The following is a 17,691-nucleotide window of genomic DNA, read 5'->3' as shown; positions in this document are numbered from 1 at the left end:
CCCATCGACCGAAAGCAGGATGAAGATGCGATACCGCTACCTGGGCGACACCGGACTGTCCGTCTCGGAGCTGTGCTTCGGCGCCATGACCTTCGGCGGCGGGGCCTCGTTCCTGGGCGCCGCCGACCGCAACTGGTCGGAATTCGGAACCGTCCAGGACGGGAACGTCGAGCAGATGATGAGCCAGGCCCTCGACGCCGGCATCAACTTCTTCGACACCGCCGACGTCTACAAGAACGGCATGGGCGAGGAGTTCTTCGGCCGCACGCTCGCCAAGGTCCGCGACCGCGTCATCATCGGCACCAAGGGCCGCTGGCGCATCACGGACGACCCCAACGACATCGGTGCGACGCGCCACCACCTCTACGCGGCCGTCGAGGACAGCCTCAGGCGCCTGAACACCGACTACATCGACCTGTACCACATCCACGGCTTCGACCCGCGCACCTCGCTCGACGAGACGCTGCGCGTGCTCGACGACCTGATCCGCTCGGGCAAGGTCCGCTACATCGGCGTCTCCAACTTCGCCGGCTGGCAGCTCATGAAGGCCCTGGCGGTCTCCGACCGCCGCAACCTCAGCCGCTTCGTCTGCTACCAGGGCTACTACAACATCGCCGCCCGAGACCTGGAACGGGAGATCGTGCCGCTCGCCGTCGACCAGAACGTGGGCATCACCGCCTGGTCGCCGCTGGCCGGCGGGTTCCTGACGGGCAAGTACCGCCGCGGCGAGGGCCGCCCCGAGGGCAGCCGCCTGTCCCAGCGCACCCCCGCCGAGTCGGCGCCGCTGACCGACGAGAACCAGGCCTACGACATCGTCGACACCATGGCGCAGGTCGCCGAGGAGCGCGGCGCCACCGTCGCGCAGGTCGCCATCAACTGGGTCCTGGCCAAGCCCGGCATCACCTCGGCCGTCATCGGCGCGACCAAGCCGCACCAGCTCGCCGACAACCTCCAGGCGATGGAGTGGACGCTGAGCGAGGACGAACTCGCCCGCCTCGACAAGGTCAGCGAGACCGCCGCGCCCTACCCGTACTGGCACATCGGCACCGTCGGCGCCGACCGCAAGCTGCCGGGCGACGTCTACCCGGCCTGATCACCACCACCTGGCGCGCTGCGCGGGCGACAACTGCGCAGCCGTGGAGGGACGACCCGTCGTGTCGTCCCTCCACCCGCTGTGCCCCGCGCCCGCGTCGGTCCGTGCACCGACAGTGAGCAGGAACCCTCACCGCGAACAGAAAGCCAGGCCACCATGACCACTGCCACCGAGGTCGCCACCGAGGCGCTCCCGGAACTCGACTACGCCCGCACCGTCGACCGCCTCCTCGTCCACCGGGACGCCCTGGGAGAGGTGTTCCTGACGGACCTCCAGCCCATCGGCGACACGAGATACGCGGCGGCCGCACAGCTGCCCCGCTCGCACGCCTACTACGGCGACCACCTGCTCCGCCCGGGGCACCACGACCCCCTGCTGATACTCGAAGCGTGCCGCCAGGCCACCCTCGCCGGCGCCCACCGCTTCTTCGGGGTCCCGGCCGACAACAAGTTCATCCTCACCCACCTGAGCCTGCGCCTGGAACGCCCCGAGCTGGTGTTCGTAGGCACCTCTCCGTTCCGCCTCGCCATGCACGTGCGCATCGGCAAGCGCATGGAACGCGAGGGCCGGGTCACCGGACTGGACTACGAGATCAGCCTGTCCGTCGGCGGCGCCGTGTTCGGCAGCGCTTCCGTCGGACTGCGGTTCAAGGATCCGAACGGCTACCTCACGCTGCGCCTGAACAACCGCGACGGAATGGCCCTGCCGTCCTCCGCCTCGTACCCCGCCGTCACCCCCGGCGCACCCATCGCCCCGCACCTGGTGGGCCGGTCCAACCCCGACAACGTCGTCCTGCTGGACGGCGTCGTCATCGGCGAGAGCGCGCAGGCGCTGCTGCGCATCCCGGCCCGGCACGCCAGCCTCTTCGACCACCCGCAGGACCACCTGCCCGGCATGGTGATCGCCGAAGGGGCCCGGCAGCTCGCCCTGCTCGCCGCGCTCGAAGTCTGCGGGCTCTCCGCCTCCAAGGCCCTGCTCACCGCGCTCGACGTGCGCTTCACCCGCTTCGGCGAGCTGGAGGACGACACGGTGCTGAGCGCCGCCGTGGGCACCTCCGGCCACCGCCCCGCCGAGGCACCCGTCGACTACACCCTCGGCGGCGTCCTGGCCGCCGTCGACGAGGACGAGGACGAGCGGCGCCCCGAGGACCTGCGGGTCGCGGTCGAGGCGACGCAGAAGGGCGAGGTGCTGTGCACCTTCGCCTTCACGCTCACGCGCATCCCGGCATGACCCGCGCTACGCCGACGAAGGGGCCACGATGACCAGCACCACACGGACCGCGGCGTTCTCCGACGTGGACGAGACGCTGATCCGCGTCAAGAGCATGTTCCGCTTCCTCGAGTTCTACCTGCGCGGGCGCGGCGAGCCGCCGGCCACCTTCGAACGGCTGACGGGTGAACTGCGGCAGGCCGCGCTGCGGGGCGCCGCGCGCGCCGACGTCAACCGCCGCTACTACCGCCTGCTGCGCGGCGAGAGCGCCAGACGGCTGGCGGACGAGGGGCAGCGGTGGTTCGCCCATGAATGGCAGGAACTCGCCGAGGGCCTGTACGTACCCGAGGTCGAAGAAGCCCTCGCCGTCCACCGCAAGGCCGGACGGGACCTGGTCCTCGTATCCGGGTCCTTCTTCGCCCCGCTCGACCCGATCGCGGCGGACGTCGGCGCTTCGGCCGTCCTCGCCACCCGGCCCGTGATCCGTCGCGGCGAGCTCACCGGAGAGGTGCTGGCCCCGATGATCGGCGAGACCAAGGGGCGCGCCGTCCGCCTCACCGCGCCGCTCGCCGGGCTGGACCTGGCGGGCAGCTGGGCCTACGGCGACCACGAAAGCGACCTGCCGATGCTGGCGGCGGTCGGCCACCCCGTCGCCGTCGGCGACGACCCGCAGCTCGCGGCGCACGCGGCCGCGCCGGGATGGGGCCGTCTGCTGCCCGGACCGGCGCGGCGATGACAACGGCCGGGCCCCTCGGCCGGGCCCGGCGCCACCAGCGGGCCGCACCCGGCGGTCCGTCCGCAACAGGGGGAGGGACCCAATGACCCGCATCGGAATCGTGTCCACCGGCTCGTACCTGCCCGACACCGTCGTCGGCAACGAGGAGATAGCGCGCGGAGCGGGGGTGAGCGACGAGTGGATCGTCCGCAAGACCGGCATCCGCGAAAGGCGCCGCGCCGACGACCGCGACGCCACCTCCGACCTCGCGGCCCGCGCCGCCCTCGCGGCGCTGGAGCAGGCGGGGGTGCGGCCGCAGGACGTCGCGTACATCGTGCTCGCGACCTCCACGCCCGACCACCCGCAGCCCGCCACCGCGAGCATCGTGCAGCACCTCATCGGTGCGGTGAACGCGGCCGCCTTCGACATCAACGCCGTGTGCAGCGGTTTCGTCTACGCCACGACGGTGGCGGAGCGGCTGCTGCGCGCCGCGCAGGACGGCCGCTACGCCCTGGTCATCGGCGCGGACATCTACTCGCGGATCCTGGACTACTCGGACTGCAAGACCGCGATCCTCTTCGGGGACGGCGCGGGCGCGGTACTGCTCGGCGCGGTGCCCGAGGCGAGGGGCATCACCGAGACCAGTCTGCTCAGCCGCGGCGACCAGTACCGCCTGATCAGCGTTCCGGCTGGCGGCAGCCGCATGCCGGCGAACGACCGCACACTGCGGGAGGGGGCCCACTACTTCCGCATGGACGGCCGCGGGGTGCGCTCGTTCGTGCAGGACAACCTGCCGTCGGCGCTGCACGAACTGCTGGAGCGGGCCGGTGTGGAGCGTGAGCTGGTGCGGCACTTCGTACCGCACCAGGCCAACGGCGTCATGCTCGGCGAGGTGTGGCCGGAGCTGGGCCTGCCCCGGGCGACCATGCACCTCGCGCTGGAGGAGTACGGCAACACCGGCTCCGCTTCCGTGCCCATCACGCTCGACGTGGCGCACCGGCGGGGCGAGTTCGCCGACGGGGAGACCGTACTGATGGCGGGCTTCGGCGGTGGGATGACGGTGGGCGCCGTGCTGGCCCGGTGGGCGCCCACCGCCTTCGCGCGGCCCCGGGAGCAGGAACTGACGGCGGTGGTCTGAGCGGTGAGCGCGTACTCCACCGCGGCGGCTTCCGTCGCGCACGACCCCGAGCTCCTGAGGCTGATCGAGCAGTACGTCGCCCGGCGCAGGCGCGAGCGTCTGCGCCAGGCCGTCGAACACTCCCTCGCCGAGCGGCTGCTGGGCGAAGCCCTGCCGTACCCGCGGGACCGTCGCCATCACCACGGCTATCAACTGTCGAGCAGCTAAGCGGTGGCGAATAGCCATAAGATGTCTTATGCTCTGCTGAAGTCATCCGACCATGCGCAATCACGCAACTCTCACGCAGGAGGAGAACTGTGTCCGACCACAGTTCAAGCGGCCGCCCCAGCACCATGGCGATCACCGTGGGCCTGTTCTTACTGGCACTGAACTTACGGCCCGCGCTCGGCGCCGTATCCCCCGTCCTGGGCGACATCCAGCAGTCCTTGAACCTGTCCGATTCGGCAGTCAGCCTGCTCACCACCCTTCCCGTGGTGTGCCTGGGCGTCTTCGCCGCCGTCTCGCCCGCCCTCTCCCGCCGGCTGGGCACCCCCGTCGCGCTGGTGCTGGGCTTCGTGCTCCTCATCGCCGGCATCCTGATCCGGCTCGAAACCGCAGCCTGGGCCATGTTCCTGGGCACCGCCCTCGCGGGAGCCGGTCTCGCCATCGGCAACGTCCTCATGCCGGCGGTCATCAAGAGCGCCTTCCCGAACCGGGTCCGGCTCTACACCGGCATCGCCACCGCCGCGCTCAGCGCCGGCGCCGCGCTGTCCGCGGGCATCGCCGTACCCCTGCGCGACAGCGTCGGGGGCTGGAGCAACTCCCTGGCCCTGTGGGCCCTGCCCGCGGCCGTCGGCCTGCTCGTCTGGCTGCCCCTGTCCAAGCGGTCCTCCCGGCCCGCGCCCGCCGCGGCCGCCGCCGGCGGCGACAAGGGATCGCTGCTCGGCGACGCCATGGCCTGGCAGGTCACCGGCTACCTCGCCCTGCGCGCCCTGGCCTACTTCACCGCCCTGGGCTGGCTCCCCACCGTCCTGGTCGACTTCGGCTACAGCAACTCCTCGGCCGGCGCCATGCTCTCCCTGGCCATGCTCATCAGCGTGCCCGGCGCCCTGGTCGCCCCGGTGCTGGTCGGGCGCAACGGAACCGCCCCCATCGTGACCGTCATCGCGGTCGCCGGCGCCGTGAGCCTGCTCGGCCTGCTGTTCCTCCCGGGCGTTGCCGTCCTGTGGGTCGCCATCCTCGGCCTGACGCTGGGCGCCGGGCACGCGATGGCCCTGACCTTCATCGGTCTGCGGGCCGAGAACCCGCAGACCGCCGCACAGCTGTCCGGCATGGTGCAGACCATCGGCTACCTGGTCGGCGGCATCGCGGGCCCGCTGCTGCTCGGCCTCCTGCACGGCGCGACCGACAACTGGACCGTCTCGCTGACCCTGCTCGCCGTCTTCACCCTCCCCGAGCTCGTGTTCGGCCTGTGCTCCAGCCGCAACCGCTTCGTGCGGGCGCGCCGGACCGCGCGGCAGCCGGCCGCCGCCGTCCCCGCCCCGGACCCCGCGCTCGTCGACTGACCGCTCCCCGGCGGCCACCCCCCACCCTCACCCCACCCCACCCCCCGGCGCCTCGCCTCGCCGCCCCTGCGGCGAGGCGGCCACAGGCGTGCCCCGAAACCCACCACCAGGAGATCCCGTGTACCACGTCGCCGTCGCCTTCGACGTCCAGCCCGAGCACCACGAGGAGTTCATCGCGGCCAGCCACGCCGACGCCCGCGACTCGGCCGTGGACGAACCGTTCACCCAGCGCTTCGAACTCGTCGTCGACGAGAACGACCCCAACCGCTTCTACCTCGACGAGGTCTACGACGACGCGGCCTCCTTCGACAAGCACATGGCCGGCCCCCACTTCGCCCGCTTCTTCGAGCGGATCGGCCACATCGCCGAGGGCCCCACCTGGCTCATCCGCGGCACCCGCGTCATCGACCCGACCAGCGCCTGAGCCCCCCGGCCGGACACGACCGGCCCCGCCGACCACGAAGGAGGACTCCATGTGCAGTCCCGACGTCATGAAACTCGTCCACGGACAGGAGGGCCACCAGTGCGGCGGCCCCGTGGCCGCGGACGCGGAGGCCGGCACGACCGCCACGGCCCAAGGCACCCCGAGCCCCCGGCGCGCACCGGCCCCGCTGATCCGCGGCAGCCGGGTCAGCGACCTCACGCACACCTTCGGCAACGACTTTCCCGTACTGGAACCGATCGTCCTCAAGCCGAACATCGACCACTTCGCCCACATCGCGGACGAAGGGTTCAACGCCAACAAGCTCGAGATCGACGAGCACACCGGCACCCACGTGGACGGACCCGCGCACCTCGTGGACGGGCCCATCTACACCGACGAGATCCCCGTCGACCGCTTGATCGCACCGCTGTGCGTCATCCGCATCGGCGAACGCGTCGCCAAGGACCACGATGCCACCCTGACCGCCGACGACATCCTGGCGTACGAGAGCCGCTACGGCCGGATCCCCGACGGCGCCCTCGTCGTCATGGACTCGGGCTGGTGCGACCGCATCCACACACCGGGGGCCTACATCAACCGGGACGCCGACGGCGTTCCGCACTTCCCGGGTCTGGGTTTCGACGCGGCCGAACTCCTCGTGCGCGAGCGGTCGATCGTCGCCGCCGGCACCGACACGCCGAGCCTCGACGCCTCGAAGAACCTGCAGATCGAAGACCCCGGCGCACACCGCATCGTCCTCGGCGACATGCGCTACGGCGTCGAGAACATCGCCCACCTCGACACCGTGCCCGACTTCGGGGCCACCGTGCTCGTCGGCCTCATCAAGCACCGCAAGGGCTTCGCCGGCCCCTGCCGGGTGTTCGGCATCTACTGACCGGACCACACAGCGGGCGGGCGCGCCACACGGCGCGCCCGCCCCTGCGCCATGCCACAGGAACAGGAACAGGAACAGGAAGGACCCCCATGACGAAGCCGGACCGCCGGTACGCCCTGATCACCGGTGCCAACAAGGGCCTGGGCCGGGAAACCGCACGCCAGCTGGGGCAGATGGGCATGACCGTGCTGGTCGGCGCCCGTGACGCGGCCCGCGGCCGGGCAACGGCCGACGAACTGCGCAGCGGCGGCATCGACGCGCGCCCCGTGCACCTCGACGTCACCGACGAAGCCACCGTCCGGGCGGCCGCCACCGCCGTCGAGGAGGACTTCGGACGGCTGGACGTCCTGGTCAACAACGCCGGGATCGTCGAGGACGACGTCGATCCCAGCGCCACCACGGCAAGCCTCGCCCGCGACGTCTACGCGACGAACGTCTTCGGCGTCATCGCCACCACCCACGCCATGCTGCCGCTGCTGCGCAGGTCGCCCGCGGGCCGCGTGGTCAACCTCTCCAGCCGCCTCGGCTCGCTGGCCAAGGCCGCGGACCTGTCGTCACCGCACCGGCAGCTGCTCGCCTACAACTCCTCCAAGGCGGCGCTCAACTCACTCACCCTGCACTACGCGCGTGAGTTCGCCGGCACCCCCCTCAAGATCAATTCCGCCACACCGGGGTACGTCGCCACCGACCTCAACGGCCACCAGGGCACCCGCACCGTCGAGGAAGGAGCCCGCATCGTCGTCCGCCTGGCCACCCTCGACGAGAACGGCCCCACCGGCGGCTTCTTCGACGACGAGGGCCCCGTCGCCTGGTAGCTCAAGAAGGCCGGCAGCTCCCGAAGACTGGCAGCTCCCCAAGATGCTGACGCGAAGCCCCGGCGGGGCGGGCCCGGAGCCCGCCCCGCCGGGGCTTCGCGTCGAGGCGGCTACTTCCCCTCGGCCGGCTTGTAGCCCGCCAGCGCCTTCGAGCACGTCTCCAGCCGCGCCAGGAACTCCTTGGCCGCGTCCGCCTCGAAGCAGGCGCTCAGGACGGCTTCGACCTCCCGTACGGCCTCGTCGGCGCGCCGGATCAGGGCTCCCCCGGTGCGGGTGAGGCGGCCCTCCAGGATGTGCTGGTGGATCGGGTGCGGGCGGCGCTCCACCAGGCCCCGGCCCTCCAAGGTGGCCAGCACCGACGACATCGTCTGCGGTGTGACCATGCCGCGGCGCGCGAGCGCCGCGCCGGACAGCCCCGGCTGCTGCTGCAGGGCCAGCAGCACGTTGTACTGCGGAACACTGAGCTTGAACGGCCTCAGGGCAGCATGCTTGGCGGACGTGAGCTCCTGCTCCACCCGCTTGATGTGCTCCCCGATGCGCTCTTCCATCGCCGATGACGCCATGACGTGAAGGTTACCCGCATATCTCTTACCACCGCACGACCCCTGCACATGATCTGACATCAGATGGCTCCGGGGCCGTGCGGGGCGGTGCGGGGGTGGCGCCAGGCGAAGAAGAGCCGTACGTCCTCACCCCCGTCCCCCTGCGGCGGGGGACCCATAACCACGGCCAGCAGCGCGTCACTCACCGTCGAGCGGCGCGTGTCCTGGTCGAAGTCGTACGACCACTGGTGCACGGCGTGCCGCGCCGACACCGGCACCGGGTACGCCAGCTCGATCCCCAGCCCGTGCAGCAGTTCCTGCGCGGCGGCCATGCGCACGAGCCCACCGGGGCTGTACAGGCGCTCCATCACCGCCCGCCCGACCCGCTGCTCCAGCTCGGCGGCCGGGGCGGCGGGCTGACACCCCGAGCCGCACCGGTAGGCGCCGGACCCGGCCGGCGCGTAGAGGCAGGGCTCACCGCACACCCCGCACACGACGCAGCCCTCCAGCACCGCGGCCCGCGCCCCGTACGGCGTCGCCGGCGCACTCTCGGCGTACACGTCAGCGCCTGCGCAGCGACGCGTCCGCCAGCTGCGGCGGTGTGTAGTCCGCGTCCGCGGGATTGAGGTCGGTGCCCGGAGGGACCAGCTCGTCGATCCGGTCCAGCACCGCGTCGTCCAGTTCCACATCGGCGGCGGCCAGCAGATCCGCCAGCTGGTCCGTGGTGCGCGGGCCGATGAGGGCGCTGTCGACGGCCGGATGGCTCAGGACGAAGGCCAGCGCGAGGTGCGTGAGGGACAGTCCCGCGTCCGAGGCGAGGCGCAGCAGATCCTCGACCACCTCGTACTTACGGGCATTGCCGGGCAGGCTCTGGTCGAACTTGTGCGGGATGAGATCACGCCGGAAGTCGTTGAGCTCCAGCGGCCCACCGCGACGGTACTTGCCGGTGAGCCAGCCGCTGGCCAGCGGACTCCACGTGAGGACGCCGACGCCGTACTTCTGCGCCGTCGGCAGCACCGAACGCTCCACGCCCCGCATGAAGACGGAGTACGGCGGCTGCTCGGTGTGGAACGGCACGTGCCCGCGCCGCTCGGCCGTCCAGCGGGCCTCCACCATCTGCTCCGCCGGGAAGTCCGAGCTCCCGATGGCCAGCACCTTCCCCTCCCTCACCAGGTCGGACAGGACCGAGAGCGTCTCGTCGATGTCCGTCGAGGGATCCGGCCGGTGGACCTGGTACAAGTCGATGCGGTCCGTGTCCAGGCGCCGCAGGCTCCCCTCGACGGCCTGCCGGATCCAGCGCCGCGAGTTGCCCTGCCGGTTCCCGCCCCCGCCCATCGGGAAGTGCACCTTGGTCGCGAGAACGACCTCGTCCCGCCGCCCCTTGAGGGCCTTGCCGACGATGCGCTCCGACTCGCCGGCCGAGTACATGTCCGCGGTGTCGACGAGGTTGACCCCGGCATCCAGGGCGGTACGGACCAGCCGTTCGCCGTCCTCGTGATCCCGGTTCCCCCAAGCCCCGAGCATCATCGTGCCCAGAGCGATCCGGCTGACCGTGATACCGGTACGTCCGAGAGTGGTCGTGCGCACAGCTTCCCCTTCCGTCGGTGTGACAGCCCACGCCCCACCCACGCCGGCGGCGGCAGACCATACGACATCTTATACTCACAAGAGTCCAGATGCCCCGCCGTCGCCTTACATCCCCGGCCCACCCCGATCAGAACCCGCCCCAAACCCCCCTGCCGCCCCCGACCATGTCGCTCCCCCCACCGACCCGACCGGCCCCGTCACCGGTGTACAGCTTCATGTTGTTATTGGCGTCGATGCCGGCGATGTCCCGCTTGCCGTCGCCGTTGAAGTCGGCGGCCAGCAGGGACCGGAAGCCCTTCCACAGGCCGGTGCTGCCGAGCATGTCGCTGCCGCCGCCGACGGTGCCCGCGCCGTCGCCGGTGTACAGCTTGAGGTTGTCGTTGGCGTCGATTCCCGCGATGTCGCTCTTGCCATCGCCGTTGAAGTCGCCCGACGTGATGGCCTTGAAGCCCCTCCAGAGGCCGGTGCTGCCGAGCATGTCGCTGCCGCCGCCCACCGCGCCCGAGCCGTCACCCGTGTAGAGCTTCATGTTGCTGCCCGCGTCGATGCCGGCGATGTCCTGCTTGCCGTCGCCGTTGAAGTCGGCGGCGGTGATGGCCTTGAAGTTCTTCCAGAGGCCGGTGCTGCCGAGCATGTTGCTTCCGCCACCGAGGTGACCGGCGCCGTCGCCGGTGTAGAGCTTGAGGTTGTCGTTGGCGTCGATCCCGGCGATGTCCTGCTTGCCGTCGCCGTTGAAGTCACCGGCGGTGATCGCCTTGAAGCCCCTCCACAGCCCGGTGCTGCCGAGCATGTCGCTGCCGCCGGAGACCGTGCCCGCGCCGTCACCCGTGTACAGCTTCATGTTGCTGTTCGCGTCGATGCCTGCGATGTCCTGCTTGCCGTCACCGTTGAAATCGCCGCCCACGGTCCGCGCCATGACCGGCGCCGGAGCGGGAGGCGGGCAGTTGGCGAGCGGCGTCGGGAAGGTCCCGGCCTGATCCGCGGAGAGCGGCAGGTTGTAGAAGGCCAACAGGCCGATGCCGTTGCTGTTCGTGATCCAGGGGCCGGCTCCGTCGTGGCCGACGTAGCCGACGCCCGTGGCCCCGGTAGCCGGGCCCGTCAGACGCAGGTGGATGAACCCGGGCCTGACGGACATCGACGCCACCGACACCGGGCTTCCGTTGACGACGAAGTCGCTCACGGGGCCGCACCCGGCGACCAGCGCGTCACCGGCAGTGCGCAGGGCGATGGTGATCTCGGTGTGGTCGGCCTTGGAGAACCACGCCCGCTGCGGGTCGGGAGCGGTGCTCGCCGCGGCGCTGCCGCCGTAGTAGTCGCGGGCCATGGAGAGGAAGTCGCGGTCGGCGAGATCGCGGTACCCGCCGGCGTAGTAGTAGTGGCAGTTGTCGGGACCCTGCCCGTCGATGCCGGTGGTGGACAGGACGGTGACGCCCGGGAGGGAGGCGTACCGCCGCTGCGCCTCGCGCTCCTCGTACGAGTTCTGCGGTGCGCCGGCGGCGTCGAGACAGCCGTTGCGGATCTGGTGGGCGTAGACGTGCTCCACGCCCGGGTAGTCGGTCCTCCAGTCGTCCAGGAGGGAGGCGAAACCCGAGGTCTGGCTCGCGACGTCGTTGTTGTCGGACTCCCCCTGGTACCAGAAGATGCCGCGGACCTGACCCTGTACCCCCGCCCGCTGGGCCCGCCCGAGCAGGCGTCCGTAGTTCGTCCCGGGGTCTGCGGGGCTCGCGTCGTTGCGCTGGAAGAAGGTGACGGGTCGGCCTTCGTGACCGCCCTGCAAGAGGGCGACGGGGATGCCGTACGTGTTCACCTCCTGGCGGCCCAGGCGGAGCGCGTACTGACCGACCGCTCCCGACACCTGGTACGAGTCGCCGTCCGCGACCTGCCAGGTGTCGTCCTGGCCGGCGGTCGTGGGATCGGCCGTGGACGATCCGAACGTGCGCACCCAGGGCGACCGGTCCGCGCCGCTGGAGTTGGACGTGTCGGACGGGTTGCCGGGATTCGACGGGAAGTGCTGGCGGGCGGCGGCATTCGATTGCCCGCTCACGATGAACACGTCGCCCGCCACGATGTCGCTCCACGTCCCCTGGAGCGTGGCGGAGGAACCGGAGACGGAGTAGAGACGGAAGGAGTAGCTGTTCAGCCCCGCCTGGATCCGGGGCGCGAAGGTGAACCCCGATCCTGCCCCCTGCACCGGGACACTGCTGCTCGACAGGGCCTGCCCGTCCCGGGCGATGTCCAGCCGCATCGAGGTGGCACCGGCCTGTACGACACTGCCGGCGATGGTGACGACGGCGTTGTTCGTGGCCGGGTCGCGAGGGAAGAGCTGGTGCTCGCGGGGAGCTTTGGCGAGCTGGACTCCGCTCCCGACCAGGTCGGCTTGCGCGGCTGAGCCGTCCGAGGGCCGCATCGCCGCCGCTGTGGCGAACCCGCCGGAGGCGAGGGCGGCGGAGATGGCGAGGGACAGCGCGAGTGTGCCTCGGGCCAGTGCGCGGCCGCTGGGCTTCTTCCGCATGACGGACACCTTGCTGAGGGGAGGGGAGGGGACGGGAGGAGGGACGCGGCCGGGCTCTAGAAACCGGCCCACGCGCCATTGGTCTGCATCATGTTGATGCCGCCGCTGACATGGCCGGCACCGTCGCCGGCGTAAACCATCATGTTGTTGTTGGCGTCGATGCCGGCGATGTCCACCTTGCCGTGCAGGCCGAAGTTGCCCGCCACCAGGGACCGGAAGCCCTTCCAGAGGCCGGTGCTGCCGAGCATGTCGGTGCCGCCGCCGACGGCGCCCGTGCCGTCGCCGGTGTAGAGCTTGAGGTTGTCGTTGGCGTCGATGCCTGCGATGTCCTGCTTGCCGTCCGAGTTGAAGTCGCCGGCGGTGATGGCCTTGAAGCCCTTCCACAGGCCGGTGCTGCCGAGCATGTTGCTTCCGCCGCCGAGGTGACCGGCGCCGTCGCCCGTGTAGAGCTTGAGGTTGTCGTTGGCGTCGATGCCCGCGATGTCCTGCTTGCCGTCCGAGTTGAAGTCACCGGCGGTGATGGCCTTGAAGCCCTTCCACAGGCCCGTGCTGCCGAGCATGTCGCTGCCGCCACCAAGGTGACCGGCACCGTCACCCGTGTACAGCTTGAGGTTGTCATAGGCATCGATGCCGGCGATGTCCCGCTTGCCGTCGCCGTTGAAGTCACCGGCCGCGATCGCCTTGAAGCCCTTCCACAGGCCATTGCTGCCCAGCATGTCGCTGCCGTTGTCGCCCACGATGGCCGGTCCGTCGGTCATGTACAGCTTCATGTTGTTGTTGGCGTCGATGCCGGCGATCTCCATCGTGGGGCCGTTGAAGGCACCGGCCACCACCCGCGCCATGGCCGGCGCCGGAGCGGGCGTCGGGTCGGTCGGGTAGGGGACGGCGTGGTCGCTGCCCAGACCCGCCTGCGGACCGCAGCTGGGCCAGGCCCCCTGGCCCTGGGCCGCGAGGACCTTCTCGCCTATGAGGATCTGCTGCTGCTTGGTGGCCAGGTCGGCCCGAGAAGCGTAGGCCCCGCCGCCGAACGCGCTCCAGGTCGAAGCGGAGAACTGCAAGCCGCCGTAGTAGCCGTTCCCGGTGTTGATGCTCCAGTTACCGCTGCTCTCGCAGTTCGCCACCTTGTCCCAGGTGCTCACCGACGCGGCGCCGGCGGTGGTGACGTTCAGGCAGACTGCGGAGGCGGAGACCAGACCGACGAGGGTGGCCGACAGGATGCGCTTGCGGATCATCGTATGTGCTCGTTTCTGAAACGGAAGGACTCGGGACGGGGGCAGTTCGAGGACGGGGCAGGGGGAGGGCATGGCCGGGCCGGTGCCCGGACCTCGATGAGGTCCGGGCACCACTTGCGGGGAGAGGTACCGGCTCTTAGAAGCCGGACCAGAGGCCGTTGCTGCCGAGCATGTTGGTGCCGCCGCTGACGGTGCCCGCGCCGTTGCCGACGTACAGCTTCATGTTGTTGTTGGCGTCGATGCCGGCGATGTCCTGCTTGCCGTCCGCGTTGAAGTCAGCGGCCAGCAGGGACCGGAAGCCCTTCCAGAGGCCGGTGCTGCCGAGCATGTTGCTTCCGCCGCCGACCGCGCCTGCGCCGTCGCCGGTGTAGAGCTTGAGGTTGTCGTTGGCGTCGATGCCTGCGATGTCCTGCTTGCCGTCCGAGTTGAAGTCGGCGGCGGTGATGGCCTTGAAGCCCTTCCACAGGCCGGTGCTGCCGAGCATGTTGCTTCCGCCGCCGACCGCGCCTGCGCCGTCGCCGGTGTAGAGCTTGAGGTTGTCGTTGGCGTCGATGCCGGCGATGTCCTGCTTGCCGTCGCCGTTGAAGTCGGCGGCGGTGATGGCCTTGAAGCCCTTCCACAGGCCCGTGCTGCCGAGCATGTTGCTTCCGCCACCGAGGTGACCGGCACCGTCGCCGGTGTACAGCTTGAGGTTGTCGTTGGCGTCGATGCCGGCGATGTCCTGCTTGCCGTCGCCGTTGAAGTCACCGGCCGCGATCGCCTTGAAGCCCTTCCACAGGCCGTTGCTGCCGAGCATGTCGCTGCCGCCGGAGACCGTGCCCGCGCCGTCACCCGTGTACAGCTTCATGTTGCTGCCCGCGTCGATGCCTGCGATGTCCTGCTTGCCGTCACCGTTGAAATCGCCGCCCACGGTGCGCGCCATGACCGGCGCCGGAGCCGCGTCGTCGACGATGTTGTCGTAGCGCAGCGCGTCGTAGTAGCTGGTCGGCCAGCCCTCCAACGACGAGCTGTTGATGTTCGCCGAGGTCGGGCCGTGCGTCGGGTTGTTCGGGTTGCTCTCGGCGTAGTAGGTGAAGGCACCCGTGGACTGGTTGGTCCAGCCGGCGAAGAGGAAGGTGTGCGCGTCGGTGTAGTCCATCGCGTCACCCGGCTTGAGCTGCGAAAAGCTGATCTTGGTGGACACGTCGGGCAGGGTCCACGTGGTCAGACTGGAGCTCAGGTGCCAGGCCATGGACACGTACCCGGAGCAGTCCTCCCGGTACGAGCCGTTGGAGTCCGAGTGGTAGGCGCCCTGGTTGTACGGCACACCCTGATCGACCCAGCTCTGGGCGCGGGCTATGACCTCGCCCCGGGTGATCGTGCCACCCACGGAGGATGCGGCCTGGGCCGGAGCGGCGAGCGTCACGGCGGCGCCGGCGGCGGCGAGCACGGTCAGGGACGCGAGGGAGGCGAGAGCGCGCTTGGAACGGGGCATGGTGATTTCTCCTTGCGAGGGTGAGGCGTGGAAGTCGAGGCGCTGGACGGGGGCGTCGGGGCTCAGCGAGTGAGGGCGAGGCTTCCGGCGAGCGTGGTCAGGAGGGCGGCGTCGGAGGCGGGCGTGGCGGAGTTGCCCTGTCCGGCCGAGGCGAGGTCGCTGTACTGGAGGACGGTGAGTACCGCGCCGTCCTGGGCCAGGTAGACGTGGTGGGCCTGGGTGCCGGGCGCCGACATGCCGGGCACTGCGGTCCACTGGTACAGCCAGGCGCCGGCCGCCGGACGGGTCGCGGTACGGGCGGACGTGGCGTCAGGGGCGAGACCCTGCTTGGTCTGTGCATCCCGCAGGGTGGCCTGGCAGCCGTCGAGCTGGGAATCGAGCGCCTGGCGGGCATGCTCGGCGGCCGCCGGGGTGGCGAAGGTGAAGGTGTCCTGGATGGCGGGGGTCTTCGCGGTGCTCGCCCAGCCCTGCTGCTGCCAGCCGGTCGCTCCCTGGACGGCGGCGCATTCGTTGAGGCTGCTGCTGGGGGCGACCGTGCGGTTCTTCGGTGCGCCGATCGGCTTCCACGCTGCCTTGGCCTGGTTGGGCAGTTCCTGGACGGTGAGCGGCGCGGGCGCCTTGCCCGACGCCGGCGGGGCCGCCTTGGGCTTCGCAGCTGCGGGGGGCGGCGTCATGGGGGCGGCGGGGGTGGCGGCCGCTGCCCCGGCAGCCGTCGCAGACGCGGTCGGCGTGCCTGCGGCCGGCGTACCGGCGGTCGGTGTACCGGCGGCCGGGGCGGCCACAGCCGGTGCGGTGGTACGCGGGGAGGCCGCCTGCTGGTCGTCGGCGGCGAACGCACTGGTGAACTGGGCGGTGGCCAGGGCAGCGCCGGCGAGTACGGGAACCGCGGCGATCAGCAGGATACGGCGGAGATTAGGCGTGGACATGACAGGGTGGGTCCTTCGGTACGGTGCGGGCACGACGGCGGCCGGTTGATCGGCGGGTTGATCTCAACGACCGGAAGTGACAGCTGCCCTGCAGGCGCAGCGGTCGTACCGCCGGACGCGGCGGATGCCGGCGTGGTGGGTGTTCCCCGTCGGCGATCACTAGCTTCGTCGCAGCTCAAGCCGGGTGGAAGGCCTCACGGCTGGACGGAACCGGCCCCGGACCGTTCCGTCCACTGACGCCGGAACGAGCGCACCGGCAGGAGGTCGCGTCCGAGCGCGCCCCGGTCTTCTGGTGCAGCCGGACGTGGCCGGAGGCCGCGGGGGCAGCTCGGCGCAGGGGTCGACGAACAAGCAAGCGAGCGTGCCGCCCCGAACGTCGTTCGGGGCGGCACGCTCGCTCTGAGAGTGTCGATATCGGCGGATGAAGTGACGACCAGGCCGGTCTGGACAGGGACGGCCGGCCGTCACCCCGCCACTTGCGCCGGTGGGTTTCGCACGGCGTCAGCTCATCAGCAGCAGCCGCGTGTTCGGCACCAGCTTCCGGTTCACGCTGGTGCTCTGCACGAAGATGGTGAAGTCGTCGTTGTGGTCGGGCTTGACCCGCACTTCCGCGTCCGGCAGGCCGAGCAGGGCACGGGCCTGGGGGCCCGTGTACACCCGGTCCGTCTTCTTCTCCAGCACCGCGATCTGCTTTCGTGCCTGTACTTTCTCCGACTTGCTGAGCTGATAGAAAGCACAACCGGTCCGGTAAGTGTGGCCGCTTTCCACGATCCATTCCCGTATCACCGCTTCGCGGGCCACCGGAACGAGCTGGTATCCGGCCGGGTCCACCGGGGTGAGACCGGCTGCCTTGATGGTGTCCTTGTTGACGGTTTCCGCGCCCGTGGAGAATACCGCCCGAGATCCGCGGATTCCCCGGGTGCGGCCGACCATGAACTTCTCGGTCGCCTGCTGGATCACCTGTCCGGCTTCTTCCAGGCCCTGTGTGCTGGTGGCGTCCCAAATGGCGATGTTGTTCTTGGGGAAACCGCACTGCATGGCCTCGCGCTTGCCCATCTGGTCCGGCACGAGGACGGCCAGGGTCCAGTTGTCCTGCTGCGTCTCGACCAACTCCGCCACCGCCCGCGTGAGCTCACGCGGATCCCGGGAAGGGGCCTGCGGGCAGCGATGACTGGCGTTCTCCTGGCCGTCGGTCAGGACGAACGTCAGGAAGCTGTGGTCGCCGTAGATCTGCGCCGTCTGCGCCAGCTCCCGCTGCGACTTCAGTGTGGCCGCCAGCAGAGCGGTCATTCCGCCGACACGGTACAACTGCTTGAGGGACGGCATGCGCAGCACGTCCTTGTCGTAGATGACGCACTCCACCTTGTCCGCGAAGACGTACACCGTGACACGGGTTTCCTGGTCCAGTTCCTTCGACCGGCGAGCCAGATACGCGATCTGCTGGTCCGCGACATCGATGACCTTGCGGCTCAGGTGCGACATGGACGAACTGGCATCCAACACAAGAGCAACGTGATTGATGTAATTCTGACTTCCGGACATGACGGCTCCCCCGATTCCCGTTCCCGACTGGATGCTCCTACCT

Annotated in this window: 17 protein-coding genes; 9 read left to right on the top strand and 8 right to left on the bottom strand. The window is 70.3% G+C overall.

The genetic code is table 11. The features are described 5' to 3' along the window. The first annotated feature begins 25 nt into the window (after positions 1–25). From OG861_RS32685 to OG861_RS32645, 9 genes are all read left to right on the top strand, one after another. The gene (locus tag OG861_RS32685) at positions 26–1,093 is read left to right on the top strand and encodes an aldo/keto reductase (RefSeq protein ID WP_329203390.1); all 1,068 of its coding nucleotides are present in this window, start codon (positions 26–28) and stop codon (positions 1,091–1,093) included. Positions 1,094–1,249: 156 nt separating this feature from the next. Next, the gene (locus tag OG861_RS32680; RefSeq protein ID WP_329203213.1) at positions 1,250–2,323 is read left to right on the top strand and encodes a ScbA/BarX family gamma-butyrolactone biosynthesis protein; all 1,074 of its coding nucleotides are present in this window, start codon (positions 1,250–1,252) and stop codon (positions 2,321–2,323) included. 28 nt (positions 2,324–2,351) lie between these two features. Further along, entirely contained in the window at positions 2,352–3,038 is a 687-nt protein-coding gene (locus OG861_RS32675) for an HAD family hydrolase (RefSeq protein ID WP_329203216.1), read from the top strand. Between the two features lie 82 nt (positions 3,039–3,120). Continuing rightward, a complete protein-coding gene (locus tag OG861_RS32670; protein ID WP_329203218.1) occupies positions 3,121–4,155 on the top strand; it encodes a 3-oxoacyl-ACP synthase III family protein in 1,035 nt (344 codons plus the stop codon). A 3-nt stretch (positions 4,156–4,158) separates the two neighbouring features. Continuing rightward, complete coding sequence (locus tag OG861_RS32665; RefSeq protein WP_329203220.1) at positions 4,159–4,362, top strand: hypothetical protein; 204 nt, start codon at positions 4,159–4,161, stop codon at positions 4,360–4,362. Positions 4,363–4,451: 89 nt separating this feature from the next. Beyond that, positions 4,452–5,699 carry an MFS transporter gene (locus OG861_RS32660; protein WP_329203222.1) on the top strand — a complete coding sequence of 416 codons (1,248 nt, stop codon included), beginning with the start codon at positions 4,452–4,454 and terminating at the stop codon, positions 5,697–5,699. A gap of 118 nt (positions 5,700–5,817) precedes the next feature. Then, entirely contained in the window at positions 5,818–6,123 is a 306-nt protein-coding gene (locus OG861_RS32655) for a putative quinol monooxygenase (RefSeq protein WP_329203224.1), read from the top strand. A gap of 49 nt (positions 6,124–6,172) precedes the next feature. Further along, positions 6,173–7,018 (top strand): cyclase family protein, encoded by an 846-nt coding sequence (locus OG861_RS32650; protein WP_329203226.1) that lies wholly within the window; start codon positions 6,173–6,175, stop codon positions 7,016–7,018. Positions 7,019–7,107: 89 nt separating this feature from the next. Then, positions 7,108–7,833 carry an SDR family oxidoreductase gene (locus tag OG861_RS32645; RefSeq protein WP_329203228.1) on the top strand — a complete coding sequence of 242 codons (726 nt, stop codon included), beginning with the start codon at positions 7,108–7,110 and terminating at the stop codon, positions 7,831–7,833. Positions 7,834–7,943: 110 nt separating this feature from the next. On the opposite strand, the gene OG861_RS32640 is transcribed toward OG861_RS32645, so the two are convergent. The 8 genes from OG861_RS32640 to OG861_RS32605 form a co-directional block, all read right to left on the bottom strand. Further along, positions 7,944–8,396, bottom strand: a complete 453-nt coding sequence (locus OG861_RS32640; protein WP_329203230.1) for a MarR family winged helix-turn-helix transcriptional regulator — start codon at positions 8,394–8,396, stop codon at positions 7,944–7,946. 59 nt (positions 8,397–8,455) lie between these two features. After that, positions 8,456–8,935, bottom strand: a complete 480-nt coding sequence (locus OG861_RS32635) for a hypothetical protein (protein WP_329203232.1) — start codon at positions 8,933–8,935, stop codon at positions 8,456–8,458. A 1-nt stretch (position 8,936) separates the two neighbouring features. Continuing rightward, positions 8,937–9,962 carry an aldo/keto reductase gene (locus OG861_RS32630; RefSeq protein WP_329203234.1) on the bottom strand — a complete coding sequence of 342 codons (1,026 nt, stop codon included), beginning with the start codon at positions 9,960–9,962 and terminating at the stop codon, positions 8,937–8,939. A 127-nt stretch (positions 9,963–10,089) separates the two neighbouring features. Next, complete coding sequence (locus OG861_RS32625) at positions 10,090–12,474, bottom strand: FG-GAP-like repeat-containing protein (protein WP_329203236.1); 2,385 nt, start codon at positions 12,472–12,474, stop codon at positions 10,090–10,092. Positions 12,475–12,530: 56 nt separating this feature from the next. Next, positions 12,531–13,706 carry a transglycosylase family protein gene (locus OG861_RS32620; RefSeq protein ID WP_329203238.1) on the bottom strand — a complete coding sequence of 392 codons (1,176 nt, stop codon included), beginning with the start codon at positions 13,704–13,706 and terminating at the stop codon, positions 12,531–12,533. Between the two features lie 136 nt (positions 13,707–13,842). Continuing rightward, on the bottom strand, positions 13,843–15,180 hold the full coding sequence (locus OG861_RS32615) for an FG-GAP repeat domain-containing protein (RefSeq protein ID WP_329203240.1): 1,338 nt from the start codon (positions 15,178–15,180) through the stop codon (positions 13,843–13,845). A gap of 62 nt (positions 15,181–15,242) precedes the next feature. After that, positions 15,243–16,106 carry a hypothetical protein gene (locus OG861_RS32610; RefSeq protein ID WP_329203242.1) on the bottom strand — a complete coding sequence of 288 codons (864 nt, stop codon included), beginning with the start codon at positions 16,104–16,106 and terminating at the stop codon, positions 15,243–15,245. Positions 16,107–16,607: 501 nt separating this feature from the next. Continuing rightward, positions 16,608–17,648, bottom strand: coding sequence for a vWA domain-containing protein (locus tag OG861_RS32605; RefSeq protein ID WP_329203244.1), 1,041 nt, complete (start codon positions 17,646–17,648; stop codon positions 16,608–16,610). Between the last annotated feature and the right edge of the window lie 43 nt (positions 17,649–17,691).

Origin of the sequence: Streptomyces sp. NBC_00539 (genome assembly GCF_036346105.1) — a bacterium.
In the GTDB taxonomy this organism is placed as follows: domain Bacteria; phylum Actinomycetota; class Actinomycetes; order Streptomycetales; family Streptomycetaceae; genus Streptomyces.
This window is presented reverse-complemented; position numbering and strand designations above follow the sequence as displayed.

What these genes read in the sequence shown, in the direction of transcription:
- OG861_RS32620 (WP_329203238.1), bottom strand. Translation starts at nt 13,706, where the DNA reads ATGATCCGCAAGCGCATCCTGTCGGCCACCCTCGTCGGTCTGGTCTCC.
- OG861_RS32680 (WP_329203213.1), top strand. Translation starts at nt 1,250, where the DNA reads ATGACCACTGCCACCGAGGTCGCCACCGAGGCGCTCCCGGAACTCGAC.
- OG861_RS32650 (WP_329203226.1), top strand. Translation starts at nt 6,173, where the DNA reads ATGTGCAGTCCCGACGTCATGAAACTCGTCCACGGACAGGAGGGCCAC.
- OG861_RS32675 (WP_329203216.1), top strand. Translation starts at nt 2,352, where the DNA reads ATGACCAGCACCACACGGACCGCGGCGTTCTCCGACGTGGACGAGACG.
- OG861_RS32615 (WP_329203240.1), bottom strand. Translation starts at nt 15,180, where the DNA reads ATGCCCCGTTCCAAGCGCGCTCTCGCCTCCCTCGCGTCCCTGACCGTG.
- OG861_RS32605 (WP_329203244.1), bottom strand. Translation starts at nt 17,648, where the DNA reads ATGTCCGGAAGTCAGAATTACATCAATCACGTTGCTCTTGTGTTGGAT.
- OG861_RS32640 (WP_329203230.1), bottom strand. Translation starts at nt 8,396, where the DNA reads ATGGCGTCATCGGCGATGGAAGAGCGCATCGGGGAGCACATCAAGCGG.
- OG861_RS32670 (WP_329203218.1), top strand. Translation starts at nt 3,121, where the DNA reads ATGACCCGCATCGGAATCGTGTCCACCGGCTCGTACCTGCCCGACACC.
- OG861_RS32610 (WP_329203242.1), bottom strand. Translation starts at nt 16,106, where the DNA reads ATGTCCACGCCTAATCTCCGCCGTATCCTGCTGATCGCCGCGGTTCCC.
- OG861_RS32625 (WP_329203236.1), bottom strand. Translation starts at nt 12,474, where the DNA reads ATGCGGAAGAAGCCCAGCGGCCGCGCACTGGCCCGAGGCACACTCGCG.
- OG861_RS32645 (WP_329203228.1), top strand. Translation starts at nt 7,108, where the DNA reads ATGACGAAGCCGGACCGCCGGTACGCCCTGATCACCGGTGCCAACAAG.
- OG861_RS32685 (WP_329203390.1), top strand. Translation starts at nt 26, where the DNA reads ATGCGATACCGCTACCTGGGCGACACCGGACTGTCCGTCTCGGAGCTG.